Consider the following 18,726-nt stretch of genomic DNA (forward strand, 5'->3'; position numbering starts at 1 on the left):
CCTTTCAGATGGACCCGATCGGGGCCGTGGACATCAATGCGGACAGCAGTTTCCGCTTGGCGGAAGAGGCGCAGGCCCGGGGACACACCCTGTTTTTCTATTCCCCCGATCACCTTGCCTATCAGGAAGGACGCATAACGGCCCGTGGCCATGACTTCACGGTCCAGCGGGTGCAGGGAGAACACGCACAGTTTGGCCTCGAACAGGAAGTCGACCTGGCCGATTTCGATGTCATATGGCTACGGCAGGACCCGCCCTTTGACATGCACTACATCACCTCGACCCATTTGCTGGATCGTCTGAAAGGGAAGGCACTGGTTGTGAATGATCCGTTCTGGGTCCGGAACTATCCCGAAAAGCTGCTGGTGCTGGATTTCCCAGACCTGACACCACCCACCACGATTGCCCGCGATCTGGATACAATCAAGGCGTTCAAGGCCAAGCATGGCGACGTGATCCTGAAGCCGCTCTACGGCAATGGTGGCGCGGGCGTGTTCCGTCTGGATGCCAATGATCGCAACCTGACCTCGCTCCATGAGCTGTTTACCGGCTTCAGCCGCGAGCCGCTGATCGTGCAAAAGTTCCTGCCAGACGTGTCGAATGGCGACAAGCGCGTGATCCTTGTGGATGGCGAGGCCGTGGGCGCCATCAACCGCGTGCCTGCCGCGGGCGAGACCCGGTCGAACATGCACGTGGGCGGGCGGCCAGAAAAGATCGGCCTGACTGATCGCGATCTTGAGATTTGCGCAGCCATTGGACCCTTACTGAAGGAAAAGGGGCAGGTCTTTGTCGGTATCGATGTGATTGGCGACTACCTGACAGAGATCAACGTGACCTCGCCCACCGGTATCCAAGAGCTGGAACGTTTTGATGGCGTGAATATTGCCGAGAAAATCTGGCAGGCCATAGAGGCGAAGATCGCGTGAGCCTTCTGCGCCCTCTTCTCAACACCTATCTGCGCCTGACGGAAAAGACGCACATGCAGAAGGCGTCCGGACCGGACGCCCTGCGCCGCAGCCTTGAGACCAAGGCGCGCCTGCTTTTTCATGCGCCTCTGTCCATGCGCTTGAAACGTGAGACGCTTGCGGGGGCTGAGGCTCTTTGGGTGACACCTCGAACGGGTGCTGGTCCGCAAGCGACGATTTTGTATTTCCATGGTGGTGGGTACGTGTTCGGATCGCCGCAAACGCACGGTGCCATGGTCGCCGCCTTGGCCAAGCGGTCCGCAGCACGAGCCGTCTTGCCCTGCTATCCATTGGCACCGGAACATCCGTTTCCTGCCGCGCTTGATCACGCGATCGCAGCATATCAAGCCTGCCGTGCGCAGGGTGGTCCTGTCATAATCGGAGGGGACAGTGCCGGTGGTGGCCTGGCCCTGTCACTGCTTGCCCATTTGTTGATGAAGGGGGAACCGACTCCGGATGCAATGTTTGCGTTCTCTCCGCTCACCGACTTGACCTTTTCGGGGGCAAGCATTCGCGACAATGCCCAGTCGGATGTCGTTTTGCCGGCTGAACGGGCAAGTGAGATGTTGCAGATGTACCTGAACGGAGAAGATGCCACCAATCCGCTGGCCAGTCCCTTGTTTGCCGACTTTACCGGTGCGCCACCAATTTGGATCACGGCAGGGGACACAGAAATCCTGCTGGATGACAGCCGTCGTGTTGTTGAGCGGATGCAGGGGCAAGGTGTCGATGTGACTTATGTAGAGGAACACGATCTGCCGCACGTCTGGCCCCTGTTCCACAACACGCTGCCCGAGGCGCGGCAGACCCTCAACGGATTGGCCGCCTGGATCAAAGCTCAGACAGGCACGAGGGCTGGGACGCGGTAGCTGACCGCCTCAGCCACGTGTGGTTTGCGCACATCTTCTGACCCGTCGAGGTCGGCAATGGTCCGGGCAACACGCAATACGCGGTGATATCCACGCGCCGACAACCCGAACCGATCCGCGACCTTGGTGAGCAAGTCGCGCCCCTCGGCATCAGGGGCGGCATATTCATCCAGTGCGGCACCGCTCAGATCCGCATTGCTGCGCATTCCCGTATCGGCCAAGCGTGTGCCTTGCAGCTGGCGTGCGGCATGGACCCGCGCAGCGACCGTGGCAGAGCTGTCGCCGGATGCTGGCAGGTCAAGGTCCGAATAGGTGACCGGTGGCACATCGACCCGCAGATCGAACCGATCCATGAGCGGGCCGGAAATGCGCCCCATATAGTCCTCTCCGCAGGCCGGTGCGCGACCACAGGCGCGAGACGCGTCCGATAGGTAGCCGCATTTGCAAGGGTTCGCGGCAGCCACCAGCATGAACCGGCAGGGATATTTGATGTGGTTGTTGGCGCGGGCCACCATGACCTCCCCCGTCTCAATCGGTTGGCGCAGCGTTTCAAGAACGGTGCGCGGGAACTCGGGGAACTCGTCCATGAACAGCACGCCGTTGTGGGCCAGCGACACCTCACCCGGCTTGGCCCCACGTCCGCCGCCGATTATGGCTGCCATGGAAGCGGTGTGGTGCGGTTCGCGGAACGGGCGATCCATTGAAATGCCACCTGCATCCAGCAATCCAGCGAGCGAATGGATCATCGAGGTTTCAAGTGCCTCCATCGCCGACAGCGGCGGCAGGATGCCGGGCAGGCGTGCGGCCAGCATCGACTTACCGGACCCTGGCGTGCCGACCATCAGGAAATGGTGCCGCCCGGCAGCGGCCACTTCCATGGCACGCTTGGCGCGTTCCTGTCCTTTCACATCGCGCAGATCAGGCAGGCCGGTACCACTGGCAATCTGTCCCGCCTTTGCCGGTTCCAGCGGGACCTGCCCCGTGTAGTGTCGTACCACGTCACCAAGAGAGGCCGCGGCGATCACCTTGGTCGCGTCGACCCAAGCCGCTTCTGCCCCCGATCCTGCGGGGCACAGCAACCCGCGGTCCTGTTCTGCGGCAGCCATAGCGGCGGGTAGTGCACCCAGCACGGGCACAAGAGTACCGTCCAGCGACAGCTCGCCAAGGGCGACGGTCCCTTCCACCGTATCCTCTGGCAGGATGCCGAGCGTGGCCAACAGGGCCAAGGCGATAGGCAGGTCGAAATGCGATCCTTCCTTGGGCAGGTCTGCGGGGGACAGGTTAATCGTAATCCGCTTTGACGGCAGCGCGATGGACATGGCCGTCAGCGCAGCGCGAACCCGGTCTCGGGCCTCGGACACAGCCTTGTCCGGCAAACCGACAATGGAAAAGGCGGGCAAGCCCGGGGTCATGGCGCACTGCACCTCAACCTCGCGGGCATCGACACCCTGAAATGCAACTGTATAGGCCCGTGCGACCATAACCATCTCCCTCACTCTTAGTTAACGGTTACGGGGGCTTGGTTTACGATTGGTTAAAGTGTGCTTGCTGGTGGGATCGCGCCGGGTCTGATAGAGTGCGGCATGACGCGAGACTTGCGCGAACTGATTGAACGGCAGATCCAGAAGGCGCGTCTTGATGGCCAACTCGATGGTTTGGAGGGCGAAGGCAATCCGCTGCCTGACCGGCCCGAAGATGCCTTGACGGATGCTGGTGACGCGGTCGGGTTTCGGATCATGGCTTAAGCCGGTGTCGTTCCCGAAGAGATACAGATCAAACAGGCGCTGGCCGAGCGGCGCGCGCGCCTCGCGCGCCTGACCGATCCTGAAGCGCGCAAGGAAGCGATGACGGAGCTCGCGCGATTGGAATTGCGCTACAATATCGCCCGCGAAGCCCGCCAGAAGTTCATGCGCTAGGCCACTCTGTCGTGGGTAAACCCATGTCGTAAGGAAACGGGTCGTACACCGTTTTCTGCCCCTCTGCTCGCCACGCCTCGAATGCCGGATCGGCGACGGTAGCCACGCAGTACGTTCGTGCCATTTCGGATACGGTCAGGTCATAGCCAACGATCCGCGCGCATACCGGGGCATAGAACACATCGGCCAGCGAATAGGCACCAAACAACCACGGGCCATCTATCTTGAACTTGGCGGCATGGCGCCAAAGGGTTTCGATCCGGTCCAGATCGGTCCGGACCGCCTCCGATACCTCGAAACCTATGTTTACATGTTGCAACTGCATGGGGCAGGCGCCGCGCAAGGCGGTGAAACCCGATGCCATCTCGGCACAAAGCCACCGGGCGGTGGCGCGGGCGGCGGCGTCCTTGGGCCACAGGCCCGCATCCGGGTTCTGTTCGGCCAAAGTCTCGGCCATGGCGATGCTTTCGCCCACCACCGTTCCGTCCGGCAGTTTCAACGTGGGCACCAAACGCGCAGGGGCCAGCGGCGCCAGGTCATCCGCCATGGTGCCGGAATACAATCCAATCATGTGGGTGCGGTAGGGCAGGCCGAATTTCTCTAGCATGAGCCAACCGCGCAGCGACCAACTCGAAAAGGTTCGGTCGCCGATGTAAAGGTCGTAAGTCATGCGCGGAGGCTAGGCCGCGGCACGTGCCTTTGCCCAACGGTGATTTGTGGGGGGACACATCACGGCGCGTGATTGATGACCTCTGCCTTTCCGGTTGCCCGGTTGAGGGTGGTCACGGACAGTGGGTCGATCTTTTGGGCCAGCACGTCATGCGCAGTGATACCCAGTACTGCCTGTACTTGGGTCAAGATCACACCAAAATGAGCAACGGCAATGATGTGACGACCAGGATGTGCAGTTTCGATCCGGCGAACTGCCATTGCCACGCGGGCGGCGGAGGCATTCCAGCTTTCTCCACCCGGTGGGGCGTGATCACCGGGCGTTTCCCAATAGGCGCGGCTCAGATCGGGGTGCCAGTCCGCCACCGTTGAAAAATGCACGCCGTCCCATGTACCGAAGTGAAATTCGCGTAAGGCTGGGTCATGAGGCAGGCGCGTGCGCGCGCCTTGTAATGCTGTTGCTGTGTTTATGGACCGGGTCAGGTCAGACGAGATGACTAGGGCATCGTCGGGCAGATGGGTCGCCAGCCGGGAAATGGCGCCAGTGTCGCCCAGATCGGCATCGACATCCCGCCAGCCTGTAAACGTATTTTGATGGGTCGGTCCATGCCGCACCCAGTGCCACGTGGTCATGGCGCCTCCCCCTTGCGCAGTTGCGGCAGACCGGCCAGCACATGCCACACGGTGTCCGCTTGCGCAGCCAAGGCGATGTTCAGGCGCCCCTGTGCCTCGCGGAACCGGCGGGCGAGGGCGTTCTCGGGCACAATGCCCTGACCAACCTCGTTTGACACGACAACAACAGGGGCCGGGCAATCGGCAAGTGCGGCCAGCAGATCGGTCTGGGCCGCGCCAACGTCTGCCTCATCCATCATTAGGTTGGTCAGCCACATGGTTGCGCAATCCAACAACACGGACTGCTCCGGGGTCGCGCTGCGCAGCCCATCCTCGACCCCATCCGACGCGTCGATTGTCGTCCACTCAGCCCCGCGCCGTGCTTTGTGCAGATCGACCTTGGCCTGCATCTCTTGATCCCAAATACGTGATGTCGCGAGGTAGACCGGCGTTAACCCACTGTTAAGGATCAGAGATTCCGCCCATTGCGACTTTCCCGAAGCCGCTCCACCTAGAACGAGTGTCGTGTTGGGCAACATTTTTTCGTCTCACGAGTGAACCAATCGCGGGTTCGACCCGTATCCATATCAAGTGCGCAAAACAAGCATAACCATCCAGGGGGATGACTACATGGCATTGGATAATGTTCGAGACATGTCTCTATCGCGCACGGCGATGAAAGCCGAGTTGCTGGATGCAGAGACGGAACTGCGGCTTGCATATGCCTGGCGAGACGAGCGGGACGAGGCGGCGCTTCACCGCCTGATCACGGCCTATATGCGGCTGGCGATCTCGATGGCGTCTAAGTTCAAACGCTACGGCGCGCCGATGAATGATTTGATCCAAGAAGCAGGCCTTGGCCTGATGAAGGCAGCGGACAAGTTCGACCCTGACCGAGGCGTGCGATTTTCGACATATGCGGTCTGGTGGATCAAGGCGTCTATCCAGGACTACGTGATGCGCAACTGGTCGATGGTGCGGACCGGTTCGACCAGCAGCCAGAAATCCCTTTTCTTCAACATGCGCCGTGTGCAGGCCCGGCTCGAACGCGAAAGCGCGGCTGCAGGGGAGACATTGGACAAACACCAGCTGCGCCAGATGATCTCGACCGAGATTGGCGTGCCCCTGCACGATGTCGAAATGATGGAAGGGCGCCTGTCGGGGTCGGATTACTCGTTGAACGCTACCCAATCTGTCGATGACGAAGGCCGCGAATGGATCGACGCACTGGAAGATGACAGTGCTCAGGCAGCGGAAACTGTCGAGCATGAGCATGACACCGAACAGTTGCGCGAATGGCTCCTGACTGCGTTGAACGGATTGAATGAACGCGAGCGGTTCATCGTGCGCGAGCGCAAGCTGCGCGAAGACCCAAGGACGCTGGAAAGTCTCGGGCAGGAACTGAGCTTATCGAAAGAGCGTGTACGCCAGCTTGAGGCGGCGGCGTTCACAAAGATGCGCAAGGCACTGGAAAACCAAAGCCGCGAGGTCCATCATTTCCTCGTATGAGGACCTTAATAAAACGCATCACTCTTGCCGCCGTTGCGACCCTGTCGACGGCGGCATTTCTATTTGCGGCAACCGATTGGTCCGACTTTTCAGGTGACGTGCTGATCATGGGTGAGTTGCACGACAACCCGCAGCACCACGCTGAACAGGCAAACGCGGTACAGGTCATTCAGCCAAAGGCGGTTGTCTTTGAAATGCTGACGCCAGATGAGGCGCAGTCATTGTCGGAAATACCCCGTGACCCCGGCGCAATGCGCGACGCAACCGATCGCGTCCAGTGGTCCAACATCGCAGACTACGCAGACATTCTGGCCGTCAGTCCAGTCATCGTTGGTGCAGCCCTGTCGCGCGAGGATATGCGCGCTGCCTTCAGCTCTGGCGCGGCAGAGGTATTCGGCACGGGCGTAGATATCTACGGCCTGACCGATCCCCTGCCAGAAGACGAACAGGCCATCCGTGAACTCAACCAGTTCGATGCCCATTGCGAAGCCATGCCGCTGGAGATGATGGGCGGCATGGTCGAGGCACAGCGCCTGCGCGACGCCGCCTTCGCCCGGTCTGTGATCGAGGCGCTGGAGACCTATGGCAGCCCGGTGGTGCTGATCACCGGCAACGGGCATGCAAGACTTGATTGGGGTGTGCCTGTGTACCTGATGCGCGCGCGCCCAACATTGTCCGTCACATCCATTGGGCAGGGCGAACGCCAAGAGCCGCCGGACGGCGTGTTTTCCTGGACGCTGAATGGCGCGGCCTCCCCAGACCGCGACGACCCTTGCGCTGTATTCAATCAATGACCTGACGCTGCCTCTTCCCTGTTTCGAAAAACCCCGGCGGTGAGGCCGCATGTCGAGGAGGCTAGCCCCCTGACATCCGAAGGGCTGGTTCTTGGTGCTGTGTCCGCCTATGGTCACGGCGAAGACAGCCAGCCGGACACGCTATCATGCTGCAAGACAAACGAATTCTGCTCATCCTGACAGGTGGGATCGCAGCCTATAAAGGGCTCGACCTGATCCGCCGCCTACGCGAACGCGGCGCTGCGGTCACACCTGTTCTGACCCACGCGGCTGAGCAATTTGTGACCCCCTTGTCGGTTTCTGCCCTTGCCGGAGAAAAGATCTACCGCGACCTCTTCGACCTCACGGACGAGGCCGAGATGGGGCACATCCAGCTTTCCCGCTCCGCTGATCTGATCCTCGTCGCTCCTGCCACAGCGGACATCATCGCAAAGATGGCGCAGGGCCGCGCGGATGATCTGGCGTCGACGCTACTTTTGGCGACCGACACACCGGTGATGATCGCGCCAGCGATGAATGTCCGTATGTGGGATCACCTAGCGACGCAACGCAATCTGGCCCAGGTTGCGAAGGATGGTGTTGCCGTGGTCGGTCCCAATGACGGCGACATGGCCTGCGGCGAATACGGGCCCGGCCGCATGTCCGAACCACTTGAAATCGTCGCGGAGGTCGAAACGCATTTTGGTCCCAAGCCTCTGACGGGCAAGCATGTGCTCGTGACATCTGGCCCAACCCATGAACCGATTGACCCAGTGCGCTACATCGCCAACCGCTCTTCCGGAGCGCAAGGCGCCGCTGTCGCGAACGCGCTGGTTTCACTGGGGGCCGATGTGACCTTTGTCACTGGCCCGGCGGATGTTGCCGCCCCCGCAGGCGCGCGTGTTGTACCCGTACAGACAGCACAAGAGATGAAAGCGGCTGTTGACGCGGCCCTGCCCGCCGATGCGGCTGTATTTGCCGCCGCCGTCGCGGATTGGCGCGTGGCGGCAGCCAGTGACCGCAAGCTCAAGAAGTCGAAGGACGGGTTGCCAGTGCTGGAATTTGCCGAGAACCCGGACATTCTGGCCGGTGTGTCACAGATGACGAACGGAAGACCCGGGCTGGTCGTCGGCTTTGCTGCAGAAACAGATGATGTAGAGGCCCACGCCACTGCCAAGCGTGCCCGCAAAAGCTGCGATTGGATCGTGGCAAATGATGTGTCTCCCGAAACAGGCATCATGGGCGGGTCAGAGAATGCCGTGATCCTGATCACCGAAGAGGGCGCTGATCCATGGCCGCGCATGTCCAAGGCCGAGGTGGCGAAACGCCTCGCTCAGCGGATCGCAGATGCGCTGACGTGAAGGCTACACCCACTGGCAGCAGTCGGACTTGAGTTTATTTGGCAAGGTGAAGATGAGCAGAGTTGCATTGAAAATCATGCGCGTCGCGGGGGCGGACCCGGCGATTGCCTTGCCCGCCTATGAGACAGATGGTGCGGCGGGTGCAGACCTCCGCGCCAATCTCCGTGACGGCCAGACCGTGACACTCGCACCAAGCGAACGCGCATTGATCCCGACCGGGCTGGCGATGGCGATACCGCAAGGGTTCGAGGTGCAGGTGCGCCCGCGCTCCGGTCTTGCGCTGAAGCATGGCATCGCGCTGGTCAACAGCCCGGGCACGATCGACAGCGACTATCGGGGCGAGGTGGGGGTGATCCTTCTCAATACTTCAGACCAGCCGTTCGACGTGACCCATGGCATGCGGATCGCGCAGATGGTGCTGGCCCCTGTCGTACAGGCCGCGTTCGACGTGGTTGATACGCTGGACGACACCGCCCGCGGTGCGGGCGGCTTTGGTTCCACGGGGCGCGGCTGATGCTTCTGGTCTTTGTGCTGGCTGGGGTGTTGTGGGGCATCGGCGCCATGATGAACACGCCGCGCAAGGCGCGGTGGCTGATGATCGGGCTGCTCTACGTTGTGGTTCTGGCCATTCAGGTGGCTTTGCCTGCCGGACACCCGCTGCGCATGGCGACCGGCGAAAGTCCGGCGCTGTGGCTGATTGTGGGCGGCTTTGCCGCCATCGCCGTTGGCTACCGGGCCGTCCTGCGCAAGCTCCGCAGCCATGCCGAGGTGACGGAGGCCAAGGCGACGCCGCCCGAGACACAAGACGGGCCGTTCACCGACACCGAACTCAACCGCTATGCCCGCCACATCGTGCTGCGTGAGGTGGGCGGCGTTGGTCAGAAACGGCTCAAGGACGCAAAGGTTCTGGTGGTCGGGGCAGGGGGGCTTGGCGCGCCGGTCCTGCAATACCTCGCCGCTGCCGGGGTCGGGACCATCGGCGTGATCGACGACGACACGGTTGAAAACACCAACCTGCAGCGCCAGACCATCCACACGGATGACCGGATCGGGATGCCCAAGGTCTTTTCCGCTCAGGCCGCGATGGAAGCGCAGAATCCCTTTGTCACGGTGCGCCCTTATCACCGCCGCTTGACCGATGACGTGGTGGACGACCTTGTGGCCGAATATGAACTGGTGATCGACGGCACCGACAATTTCGACACCCGCTACCGCGTCAACGCCGCCGCCGTACGTGCGGGCGTCCCCCTGATCTCGGGCGCGCTGACGCAATGGGAAGGGCAGGTGAGTGTCTTCGACCCGGCTCATGACGCCCCCTGCTACCGCTGCATATTTCCCGAAGCACCCGCCGCCGAACTGGCACCGAACTGTGCCGAGGCCGGGGTGATTGGCCCCTTGCCCGGCGTGGTTGGTTCGATGATGGCGGTGGAAGCGATCAAGCTGATCACGGGCGCGGGCACTCCGCTCCGGGGCGAGATGGTGATCTACGACGCGCTCTACGGTGAAAGCCGCAAGATCACGCTGGCCCGCCGAAAAGACTGTGAAACCTGCGCCGGGGTGGTGGCCGGGTGAACCCCGCCCTACATCGGTCGTCAAAGGAGATCTGCCCATGACCAACGTGCTGCTTGCCGACTGGGACACCCCGTTCCAGATCGCCCCCTTTGATGCCATTTCGGACGACGATTTTGCCCCGGCGCTCGACATCGCATTGGACGCCCATAAGGCCGAGATCGACGCCATTGCCAGCAGTGATGCCGCACCCACATTCGCCAATGTGATCGAGGCGCTTGAGGCGGCGGGCGATGGCTTGGAAAAGGTGTTGGGCACGTTCTTTACGGTCGTGGGGGCGGACAGCAATCCACAGCGCGAGGCGCTGCAACGGGACTTCTCTCCCAAGCTGGCGGCGCACTTTGCCGAGATTTCCAGCAACAAGGCGCTGTTTGCCCGCATTGCCGCCGTGTGGGACGCCCGCGACGATCTGGACCTGACAGACGAACAGGCCCGCGTGCTGATGCTGACCCACCGCAACTATGTCCGGTCCGGTGCCGCCCTTGAAGGCGCGGATGACACCCGCATGAAAGAGATCAAGGGACGATTGGCCGAACTGGGCACCGCCTTCACCCAGAACCTGCTGGCAGATGAAAGGGACTGGTACATGGCATTGAGCGAAGGCGATATGGCAGGCCTGCCGGCTTTCGTCGTCGATGCGGCCCGGGCTGCGGGCGAAGAGAAAGAGGCTGGCGGCCCGGTTGTCACTCTGTCCCGGTCGATCATCGTGCCCTTCCTGCAATTCTCGACCCGCCGTGACCTGCGCGAGAAAGCCTATCGCGCGTGGACGGCGCGCGGGGCCAATGGTGGCAAGACGGACAACCGCGCCATCGCCGCCGAGATCCTGAAGCTGCGCGAGGAACGGGCCAAGCTGCTGGGCTACGACAACTTTGCCAACTTCAAGTTGGAAACCGAGATGGCCAAGACGCCCGAGGCCGTGCGCGATCTGCTGATGGCCGTGTGGGAACCGGCCAAATCACAGGCCAACGCGGATGCCTGGGTGCTGGAACAAATGCTGCATCAGGACGGCATTGATGGCCCACTGGAACCCTGGGACTGGCGCTTCTATGCGGAAAAACGACGCAAAGAACTGCATGATCTCGATGAGGCAGAGGTGAAGCCGTACTTCCAACTCGACCGGATGATTGATGCATCTTTCGACTGTGCGACGCGCCTGTTCAACCTCAACTTCAAACCGCTCGACATCCCGCTCTACCACCCGGATTGCCGCGCGTGGGAGGTTACGCGAGAGGGTGAGCACGTGGCCGTGTTCATCGGCGACTATTTTGCACGCGGTTCAAAACGGTCGGGGGCGTGGTGCTCGGCCATGCGCAGCCAGGCCAAACACCCCAAACCGCAAACGCCCATCGTCATCAACGTGTGCAACTTCGCCAAGGGCGATCCGGCGCTCCTGTCCTATGACGATGCGCGTACATTGTTCCACGAGTTTGGTCATGCGCTGCATCAGATGCTGTCAAACGTGACCTACGAGTCGATCAGTGGTACTTCGGTTGCCCGCGATTTTGTCGAACTGCCCAGCCAGCTTTATGAACACTGGTTGGAGGTGCCGCAGGTGCTGCATGAGTTTGCGACCCATGCTGAGACCGGGGAGGCGATGCCGCAAACCCTGCTCGACAACGTGCTGGCCGCAGCGACCTATGACATGGGGTTCCAGACGGTGGAATATGTTGCCTCGGCCCTTGTCGACCTCGACTTCCATGACGGGGATGCCCCGGCCGATCCGATGCAGAAACAGGCCGAGGTGCTGGAGCGCCTTGAGATGCCGCACGCCATCGGGATGCGCCATGCCACGCCGCATTTTGCCCACGTCTTTGCAGGCGACGGATATTCGTCTGGCTACTACAGCTACATGTGGTCCGAGGTGATGGATGCGGACGCCTTTGCCGCCTTCGAAGAAGCGGATGGACCGTTCGATCCTGAAAAGGCTGCAGCACTTGAGGAACATATCCTCAGCACCGGTGGCAGTGTGGATGCCGCTGATCTCTACATAGCATTCCGGGGCCGCTTGCCGGGTGTAGACGCGCTGCTCAAAGGGCGGGGGCTCGCCGCGTGAAGCGCCGGCCCTAGTCCCGCTTAGCCGCGAACCACCAATGCTGGTGTCATGACCGTACTTGGTAGATGTTATGATGGCGGTGAAAACCGTTGGGCTGATGGAGATGACTTGACGTGGATATCACGGACCGCTTGCCGAAACCGCAAGGAACGCATGTGGTTCCAAGTGCGGGGAGTGAGCCATGCTGAAGGGAAACTGCCATTGCGGTCAGGTGAGCTGGACCTTTGAGACAGGGCCAACCTCTGTCACAGCGTGCAATTGCACGATCTGTCGGCGCTATGGTGCCTTGTGGGCCTATGGGTATTTGCATCACGAAATTCAGACGAAGGGGCACACTGAAACCTACACGCGCGCGGATAGCGGTGACATCGTTTTTCATTTCTGCCGCGATTGCGGGTGTGTGACACACTACGTCGCGCGCGACCCGAACGAAGATGGGCGCAAACAATCTGCGGTGAATGTCCGGATGTCCGATCTTGAAGCGGTCAGCGCACTTCCAATTCGCCACTTTGACGGGTGCGACAGCTTCACCGCACTGGCAAGCGACGGACGAACGGTGAAGGATCTATGGTTTTAAGACGTGCCCGATTGAGCGGATACGCCGTGGTCAAGCAGCCCTGAGGCTACAGTATACAATCCTGTGCGATCCCGGATGGATTTTCGGTTTCCCAAGTCGCGCCTTCAGAGAGGGAAACCCGTACCCAAGCGATGCGCAGGTGCACAGGCTGATCCCGGTTTCCCCGTGGATCAACGTTAACTCGTCTGTCTCGAACACAATGTGGAACCCTCGTGTTTCCAATGCGTTGACCAGCTCGGGCCAGTCTTCCACTGCTTCAAAGACGGGACCGACAAAACAGGCCAGTGCCACGGCCGTTTCACAATCCAACGCGCTTTCGCTTTCTCCGCGGTTCCGTAGTGCCCAGACATTTGGTGTCACGCGGTGCTGATAAGCCGTTTGCCCAAGGGGGGCGTGTTGCACGTCGTCGGCATATGGCTGGTCAGAAAAGTTGAAACTATCAAACATGGTCTTTGCCCTTCTATGCTCCGGTATCTCTCCCAAAGAGCATGACGGGACGGGGTGAAAAGAATTCCGCAAACAAATGAAAGCCGCCTAAATTCGGAATGAGCAGCGCGTTACCGCAATGCGCGAACACTCAGGCTGAAGTGGCAGTCTGTGCAAGCCGCTTTCAGTCGTGCATAGCTGGCCAAAAAGACGGTTCAGTACCCTGCTGATCGGTCCACAAGGTACAAGAATGGCTCCCCGGCCTCGCCCCGGCGGATGTTCTCGGCAACGGTCTTGCTGGAATAGGCCGCGCGGGTCTCTGACGCCACATGCGGTGTCACCGTGACGCGCGGGTGGGTCCAATACCGGTGATCTGCGGGCAGGGGTTCGACACGAAACACGTCCAGCGTTGCATGATCAATGTGGCCCGTGTTCAAGGCCGCCAGCAACGCTTCGTCATCGATCAATGGGCCGCGTCCCGGGTTCAGGATGCGCGCACCTTCGGGCATCAAGGCCAGCGTGCGGGCGTTCAGAGTGTTCTCGGTTGCCGGGGTCTTGGGCAAGAGCAGAACGCAGTAATCTGCCATGCTGAGCGCCTGATCCAGCCCACCCGCACCGGAGAGGCATGTGATGCCGGGTATGTCCTTTTGGGACCGGCTCCAACCCGTCACGGCAAAGCCCAGTCCAGCCAGCGCCGTGGCGCAGGCAGCACCTAACTCACCCAGTCCCAGCACAGTGACGCGCGTGTCAAAGGACAGCGGCGGAGCCTTTGGTTCCCACGTGCCGGGGGCAGCGTTGATATGCGCATCCATGCCCAAATGCAGGCGCAGGATATGACCAGTTACCCATTCGATCATCCCCTGTGTCAGCGCAGGATCAACCATACGTGCCAGCGGCAGGTGCAGGGTCGGATTGCCGACGATGGCCTCGACCCCGGCCCACAGGTTCAACACCGCCTTGGCACGGGTGAACGGGGTGAAATCCTTCACTTCGGAATTGGGGGCATAGACGATGTAGTCGACCTGATCGGTTGGGATGTCGGTCGCGATATGGGCGTCGACGCCGACGGCGGCGACCTCTTTGCGCAAAGGCACTTCGTATTCGGTCCAGCGATCTTCGGTGGCGGCAAACAGGACATTCACGCTCATGTGGCAAAAGCCTCGTCCAGGTCAGCCATGCCCTTAATCTCGATCGGGTTGCCGGACGGGTCGGTAAAGAACATGGTGCTCTGTTCGCCCGGCTGCCCTTCGAACCGTATCTGCGGGGACAAGATGAAATCGACACCCTCGGCCATCAGCCTGTCGGCCAGCGCGCGCCAGTCAGACATGGGCAAGACAGCCCCGAAATGGGGCATGGGTACATCGTGGTCCCCGACTTTGCCTGTTGGGGCGCTGTCAAACGGTTTGCCCAGATGGCAGCTGAGCTGGTGGCCAAAGAAATCGAAATCCACCCAGGTGTCCGTGCTGCGCCCCTCGGCACAGCCCAGCAGATCACCATAGAACGCGCGGGTCGCATCCAGATCGGTCACGTTGAAGGCAAGGTGAAACAGGGCCATGGGCATCTCCGCGTCAAAGTCGTTCGGGTGTCGGTGTAGCGTTGAAGAGGGTGAATGCAAAACCGCGTCTTGTGATGCTGCCCACATGGATCCGCGATGGGTCCCTCAGGTGGCGACCTTTTCCAAATACGCCTTCAGCCTTTCGTGTGGGGTGCCGTGATCGGACAGCATCGTGGATGTCCATGCACGCGTTTCAAATGTCACGATTTCCATCTCCCAAACGCAGCCAAAGACCTCCGTCTTGCCCGTGTCAAAGCGTGTGGGGTCGTCCCAAGGGGCGCGCAGCTGATCAATATGCGCCAACACGCTGCCCCACTGCCAATAGAACACCGGTGATACCACGGCGGTCTCGGCAAAGTGGGTCAACTGAAAGCCGACGCCATGGTTGCCATCGGCATCGTCCAATGTGCCAGCCTTTGGCAGGCGATCAAAGGCGGCGGCGGTTGCAGCCGCTGCAATCTCGTCCGAGAAGGCACGCCCGTCGGCCAGAATGGCGTACCGCTTCAGCTGCCATCCTGCGGAGTGTTCGAGGTCCAACGGCAGCACAGTCCGCGCGCGAAACGGATCAAGATGATGCACGATCAGTGCCCCTGTCGGGGTCGATGCACATGCGCGCTTTGGGCAAGGCCAAAGGCCAGCATCAGAACCAGCATCGCTGATCCGCCATAGCTGACCAGCGGCAGGGGCACGCCCACAACCGGCGCCAGGCCCATGACCATCGACATGTTGACGGCAAAGAACAGGAAAAAGTTCAAAGCGATGCCAAGGATCAGCAGTGACGAAAACCGGTCCTTGTTGGCGAGTGCCGAGACGACGCAGAACAGGATGATCAGGGCATAAAGGAACAGCAGCGAAAACGCCCCGATGAACCCAAACTCTTCGGCGAGAGTGGTAAAGATGAAGTCAGTGTGCTTTTCCGGCAGGAAGTTCAGCCGCGACTGCGTGCCCTGCATAAAGCCCCTTCCCGTCCAGCCACCTGATCCCAGCGCGATCTTGGACTGCGTGATGTGGTAACCCGCCCCCAGCGGGTCCGAGGCCGGATCAAGGAACGTATCGATCCGCCTGTACTGATAGTCCTTCAGCAACTGCCATTCGGTGCCACGGAACTGGAAGACGGCTGTAATCAGGCCCACGCCCGCGCCGATCACGGCGGCGAAATAGGCCCAGTGCACACCCGCGACAAACATCATCCCGCCGCCGGCTGCCAGCAGCAGGATCGACGTGCCCAGATCAGGTTGACGCAACACCATCGCCACAGGCAGCAGGATCAGCACAACAGGGATGAGCACCCAGAACGGGCGCGATTTCTTGTGGCTGGGCAACCAGTCGTAATAGGCGGCCAGGATCATCACCAGCGTGACCTTGGCCAGTTCCGACGGCTGCAGCCGCATGAAACCCAGATCAATCCATCGCTGCGCGCCCTTGCCGACAGACCCGAACAATTCAACGCCCAAAAGCAACAGCAATGTCCCCGCGAACGCGACACCAGCCATGTTGCGCCAGAACCAAATGGGCACCATCGCCACGACCAGCATCAGAACAAAGCCCATAGCAAAGCGTTTCATCTGCGGCTCGGCCCATGGGCTGAACGAGCCACCCGCAACAGAGAAAAGCATGAGGAAGCCAACGCCCGCCACAGCAGCCAGAAGCAGGGCGAGGGGCCAGTTCAGGAACAGGATTTTGCGTGGCCCCGTGGGGACATGTTTGACCGTGTATTCAAGATAACTCATGCCTGATCGCTTCCCGCGATATTGGCGACGGGTTGCATACCGCGCAGCATCTGCTGCTGCGTTTCGATGCGGCCACGATCCTTGGTCGGGTAGGCCTCAAGCGGGGGCTCACCTTCGTAGAGCGCTTGCAATGTTATGTCCCGGGCAATTGGGGCCGCCGCCTTGGACCCGCCACCGCCATGCTCGACCACAACGGCCACCGCGTATTTAGGATCCTCATAGGGCGCGAAATTCACGAACAGCGCATGGTCTCGGCGTTCCCATGGCAGGTCCTCGTTCCGGACCACGCCCGCGCGCCGTTCGGCGGCGGTGATGTTGCGCACCTGGCTGGTGCCGGTCTTGCCCGCCATGCGCACCGCATCTTCGATGATGCGGCTGCCATAGGCTGTGCCGCGCCGGTCATTGACCACCGCGTACATCGCACGGCGCATCTTGCGCAGGTTGTTTTCGTTCATCCCGAGGCTTTCGCCCTCACCAGAAGGTTGTTCAATCCCGTCGATGGTCTTGATCAGGCGCGGTTTGACGGCCATGCCCGATGCCAGCCGCGCCGTCATCACAGCAAGCTGCAGGGGCGAGGCGAGCATGAAGCCCTGGCCGATCGAGGCATTCACGGTGTCACCCACAACCCAGCTTTGATCATGCACGCGTTGCTTCCAGTCCTTGGTCGGCGTCAGACCTTTGGCCACCGCTGACATGGGGATATCGTGGCGTTCGCCGAGCCCAAATCGGTTGGCCATGGCGGTGATCTTTTCAATCCCGACCTTAACGGCAAGGTCATAGTAATAGACGTCGCACGACCGTTTGAGCGATGTTTCCAGATCGACCCAACCATGCCCTGCGCGTTTCCAGCAATGGAACCGGCGCCCGCTGACTGTCAGGTGGCCGGGGCAATAGACTGTTTCGTCTGGGCCAATCAGCCCTGCTTCGAGTGCGGCCATGGCGGTGATCATCTTGAACGTCGATCCGGGCGGATACGTGCCCTGCACCGTTTTGGACGCGAGGGGGCGATACTTGTTTTCGGTCAGAGCCTTGTAGTCGCGGCTGGAAATGCCTCGCACGAACAGGTTCGGGTCAAAGGTTGGTGCTGATGCAATCGCCATCAAATCGCCAGACCGGACGTCCATGACAACTGCACTGGCGCTTTCGCCACTCAGACGTGCCTGCACATAGCTTTGCAACTTGGCGTCGACGGTCAGTTGCATATCGGACCCGGCGATACCTTCCTGTCGGTCCAACTCGCGCATCACCCGGCCCGCGGCGTTGACCTCGACCCGGCGAGCACCCGCTTTGCCGCGCAGGTTCTCTTCGACTTTGGCCTCGACGCCGACCTTCCCGATCTGGAACCGGGGGATACGCAGCAATTGGTCCGGGTCCTCGATCCGCTCCAGATCGTAGTCGCTGACCGGTCCGACATAGCCCAGCACGTGGGCATAGTCTGACCCCAGCGGGTACACGCGGCTCAGGCCCACTTCGGGTGTCACACCGGGCAGGGCCGGGGCGTTGACGCTGACGCGGCTCAGATCTTCCCAGCTGACTTCGTCAGCAAAGGTGATGGGCAGGAAGGGGGCCGAGCGTTTCATCTCGGCCATTGCCCGTTCCACCTCGTCCGGATCAAGCGAGACGAGATTGCCGAGGCTTTGAACCACCTCTTCGACCTCACCCGCATCTTCGCGCACGATAACGATACGGTAGCTTGGAACATTGCGGGCCAAGGGCACACCGTTGCGGTCAAAGATTTCGCCACGTGACGGCGGGATAAGCCGGATGTTGATCCGGTTTTCTTCGGCGAGCAGGCGGAACTGGTCAGCCTGATCGACCTGAAGGAACTGCATGCGCGCGCCAAGTGCGCCGACAAAGGCCAGTTGCACCCCACCCAGGATGGCCGCGCGGCGCGTGACCAGACGGTGGTTTGCCTCGGTATCGATGCGGGGCCGTTTCATGACCTTACCCCCTTGCCGTCAATGTCGCCGGGTGTTGGTTTGCGCACACCCATCAACAGGTGAGTGACTGCGACGACCACCGGATAGGCTATGGCCGTCACGACGATCTGGATCAGAGCTGGGCCAAGTTGCGGGACTTCGACCAGAAAAATGGCCAGTGCGAGCCGGTAGGCGATGCCGATGCCCACGATCCAGAGCACGG

Annotated in this window: 19 protein-coding genes and 2 pseudogenes; 10 read left to right on the plus strand and 11 right to left on the minus strand. The window is 61.0% G+C overall.

Going from position 1 to position 18,726, the window contains the following annotated elements:
- A partial coding sequence (gene gshB, locus AC6RA8_RS14635) for a glutathione synthase (protein ID WP_500353470.1) occupies positions 1 to 926 on the plus strand: 926 nt, incomplete at its 5' end.
- Positions 923 to 1,834: an alpha/beta hydrolase gene (locus AC6RA8_RS14640; protein WP_500353471.1), complete on the plus strand. Its 912-nt coding sequence runs from the start codon at positions 923 to 925 to the stop codon at positions 1,832 to 1,834. The genes gshB and AC6RA8_RS14640, both read left to right, overlap by 4 nt.
- Here the strand turns inward: AC6RA8_RS14640 and AC6RA8_RS14645 are convergent.
- Positions 1,804 to 3,315: a YifB family Mg chelatase-like AAA ATPase gene (locus AC6RA8_RS14645; RefSeq protein WP_500353487.1), complete on the minus strand. Its 1,512-nt coding sequence runs from the start codon at positions 3,313 to 3,315 to the stop codon at positions 1,804 to 1,806. The genes AC6RA8_RS14640 and AC6RA8_RS14645 overlap by 31 nt on opposite strands.
- A 102-nt stretch (positions 3,316 to 3,417) precedes the next feature.
- Between AC6RA8_RS14645 and AC6RA8_RS14650 the strand changes: the two are divergent.
- Positions 3,418 to 3,750: pseudogene (locus tag AC6RA8_RS14650) on the plus strand (DnaJ family domain-containing protein).
- On the opposite strand, the gene AC6RA8_RS14655 reads toward AC6RA8_RS14650, so the two are convergent.
- The 3 genes from AC6RA8_RS14655 to cobU are packed head-to-tail and all read right to left on the minus strand — an operon-like array spanning position 3,740 to position 5,570.
- Positions 3,740 to 4,420, minus strand: a complete 681-nt coding sequence (locus AC6RA8_RS14655) for a glutathione S-transferase (protein WP_500353472.1) — start codon at positions 4,418 to 4,420, stop codon at positions 3,740 to 3,742. The pseudogene AC6RA8_RS14650 and the gene AC6RA8_RS14655 sit on opposite strands and share 11 nt — an antisense overlap.
- 59 nt (positions 4,421 to 4,479) lie before the next feature.
- Positions 4,480 to 5,052, minus strand: a complete 573-nt coding sequence (locus AC6RA8_RS14660; protein WP_500353473.1) for a histidine phosphatase family protein — start codon at positions 5,050 to 5,052, stop codon at positions 4,480 to 4,482.
- On the minus strand, positions 5,049 to 5,570 hold the full coding sequence (cobU, locus tag AC6RA8_RS14665) for a bifunctional adenosylcobinamide kinase/adenosylcobinamide-phosphate guanylyltransferase (RefSeq protein ID WP_500353474.1): 522 nt from the start codon (positions 5,568 to 5,570) through the stop codon (positions 5,049 to 5,051). Before cobU ends, AC6RA8_RS14660 begins: the two co-directional genes overlap by 4 nt.
- Before the next feature lie 91 nt (positions 5,571 to 5,661).
- On the opposite strand from cobU, the gene AC6RA8_RS14670 reads away from it, so the two are divergent.
- The 7 genes from AC6RA8_RS14670 to AC6RA8_RS14700 all read left to right on the plus strand — a co-directional run bounded on the left by AC6RA8_RS14670 (position 5,662) and on the right by AC6RA8_RS14700 (position 12,873).
- On the plus strand, positions 5,662 to 6,540 hold the full coding sequence (locus AC6RA8_RS14670; RefSeq protein ID WP_189367776.1) for an RNA polymerase factor sigma-32: 879 nt from the start codon (positions 5,662 to 5,664) through the stop codon (positions 6,538 to 6,540).
- Positions 6,537 to 7,334 (plus strand): ChaN family lipoprotein, encoded by a 798-nt coding sequence (locus AC6RA8_RS14675; protein ID WP_500353475.1) that lies wholly within the window; start codon positions 6,537 to 6,539, stop codon positions 7,332 to 7,334. Before AC6RA8_RS14670 ends, AC6RA8_RS14675 begins: the two co-directional genes overlap by 4 nt.
- A gap of 146 nt (positions 7,335 to 7,480) precedes the next feature.
- A complete protein-coding gene (gene coaBC, locus AC6RA8_RS14680) occupies positions 7,481 to 8,674 on the plus strand; it encodes a bifunctional phosphopantothenoylcysteine decarboxylase/phosphopantothenate--cysteine ligase CoaBC (RefSeq protein ID WP_500353476.1) in 1,194 nt (397 codons plus the stop codon).
- 52 nt (positions 8,675 to 8,726) lie between these two features.
- A complete protein-coding gene (dut, locus tag AC6RA8_RS14685) occupies positions 8,727 to 9,188 on the plus strand; it encodes a dUTP diphosphatase (protein WP_500353477.1) in 462 nt (153 codons plus the stop codon).
- On the plus strand, positions 9,188 to 10,246 hold the full coding sequence (locus AC6RA8_RS14690) for a HesA/MoeB/ThiF family protein (RefSeq protein ID WP_500353478.1): 1,059 nt from the start codon (positions 9,188 to 9,190) through the stop codon (positions 10,244 to 10,246). The genes dut and AC6RA8_RS14690 overlap by 1 nt, the downstream gene beginning before the upstream one ends.
- A gap of 37 nt (positions 10,247 to 10,283) precedes the next feature.
- A complete protein-coding gene (locus tag AC6RA8_RS14695) occupies positions 10,284 to 12,296 on the plus strand; it encodes a M3 family metallopeptidase (RefSeq protein WP_500353479.1) in 2,013 nt (670 codons plus the stop codon).
- Between the two features lie 181 nt (positions 12,297 to 12,477).
- Positions 12,478 to 12,873: a GFA family protein gene (locus AC6RA8_RS14700; RefSeq protein WP_500353480.1), complete on the plus strand. Its 396-nt coding sequence runs from the start codon at positions 12,478 to 12,480 to the stop codon at positions 12,871 to 12,873.
- A 30-nt stretch (positions 12,874 to 12,903) separates the two neighbouring features.
- Here AC6RA8_RS14700 and AC6RA8_RS14705 read toward each other — a convergent pair whose 3' ends face one another.
- From AC6RA8_RS14705 to AC6RA8_RS14735, 7 genes and pseudogenes are all read right to left on the minus strand, one after another.
- Complete coding sequence (locus AC6RA8_RS14705; RefSeq protein ID WP_500353481.1) at positions 12,904 to 13,320, minus strand: hypothetical protein; 417 nt, start codon at positions 13,318 to 13,320, stop codon at positions 12,904 to 12,906.
- A 194-nt stretch (positions 13,321 to 13,514) separates the two neighbouring features.
- Positions 13,515 to 14,447 carry a 2-hydroxyacid dehydrogenase gene (locus AC6RA8_RS14710; RefSeq protein WP_500353482.1) on the minus strand — a complete coding sequence of 311 codons (933 nt, stop codon included), beginning with the start codon at positions 14,445 to 14,447 and terminating at the stop codon, positions 13,515 to 13,517.
- Positions 14,444 to 14,854 carry a VOC family protein gene (locus tag AC6RA8_RS14715; protein WP_500353483.1) on the minus strand — a complete coding sequence of 137 codons (411 nt, stop codon included), beginning with the start codon at positions 14,852 to 14,854 and terminating at the stop codon, positions 14,444 to 14,446. The genes AC6RA8_RS14710 and AC6RA8_RS14715 overlap by 4 nt, the downstream gene beginning before the upstream one ends.
- A gap of 105 nt (positions 14,855 to 14,959) precedes the next feature.
- The gene (locus AC6RA8_RS14720; protein WP_500353484.1) at positions 14,960 to 15,433 is read right to left on the minus strand and encodes a hypothetical protein; all 474 of its coding nucleotides are present in this window, start codon (positions 15,431 to 15,433) and stop codon (positions 14,960 to 14,962) included.
- 2 nt (positions 15,434 to 15,435) lie between these two features.
- Complete coding sequence (rodA, locus tag AC6RA8_RS14725) at positions 15,436 to 16,584, minus strand: rod shape-determining protein RodA (RefSeq protein WP_500353485.1); 1,149 nt, start codon at positions 16,582 to 16,584, stop codon at positions 15,436 to 15,438.
- Positions 16,581 to 18,524, minus strand: a complete 1,944-nt coding sequence (gene mrdA, locus AC6RA8_RS14730; protein WP_500353486.1) for a penicillin-binding protein 2 — start codon at positions 18,522 to 18,524, stop codon at positions 16,581 to 16,583. Before mrdA ends, rodA begins: the two co-directional genes overlap by 4 nt.
- A pseudogene (locus AC6RA8_RS14735) lies at positions 18,521 to 18,726 on the minus strand (rod shape-determining protein MreD); the annotation flags it as partial. The pseudogene AC6RA8_RS14735 and the gene mrdA, both read right to left, overlap by 4 nt.

The organism is Tateyamaria sp., assembly GCF_059783535.1.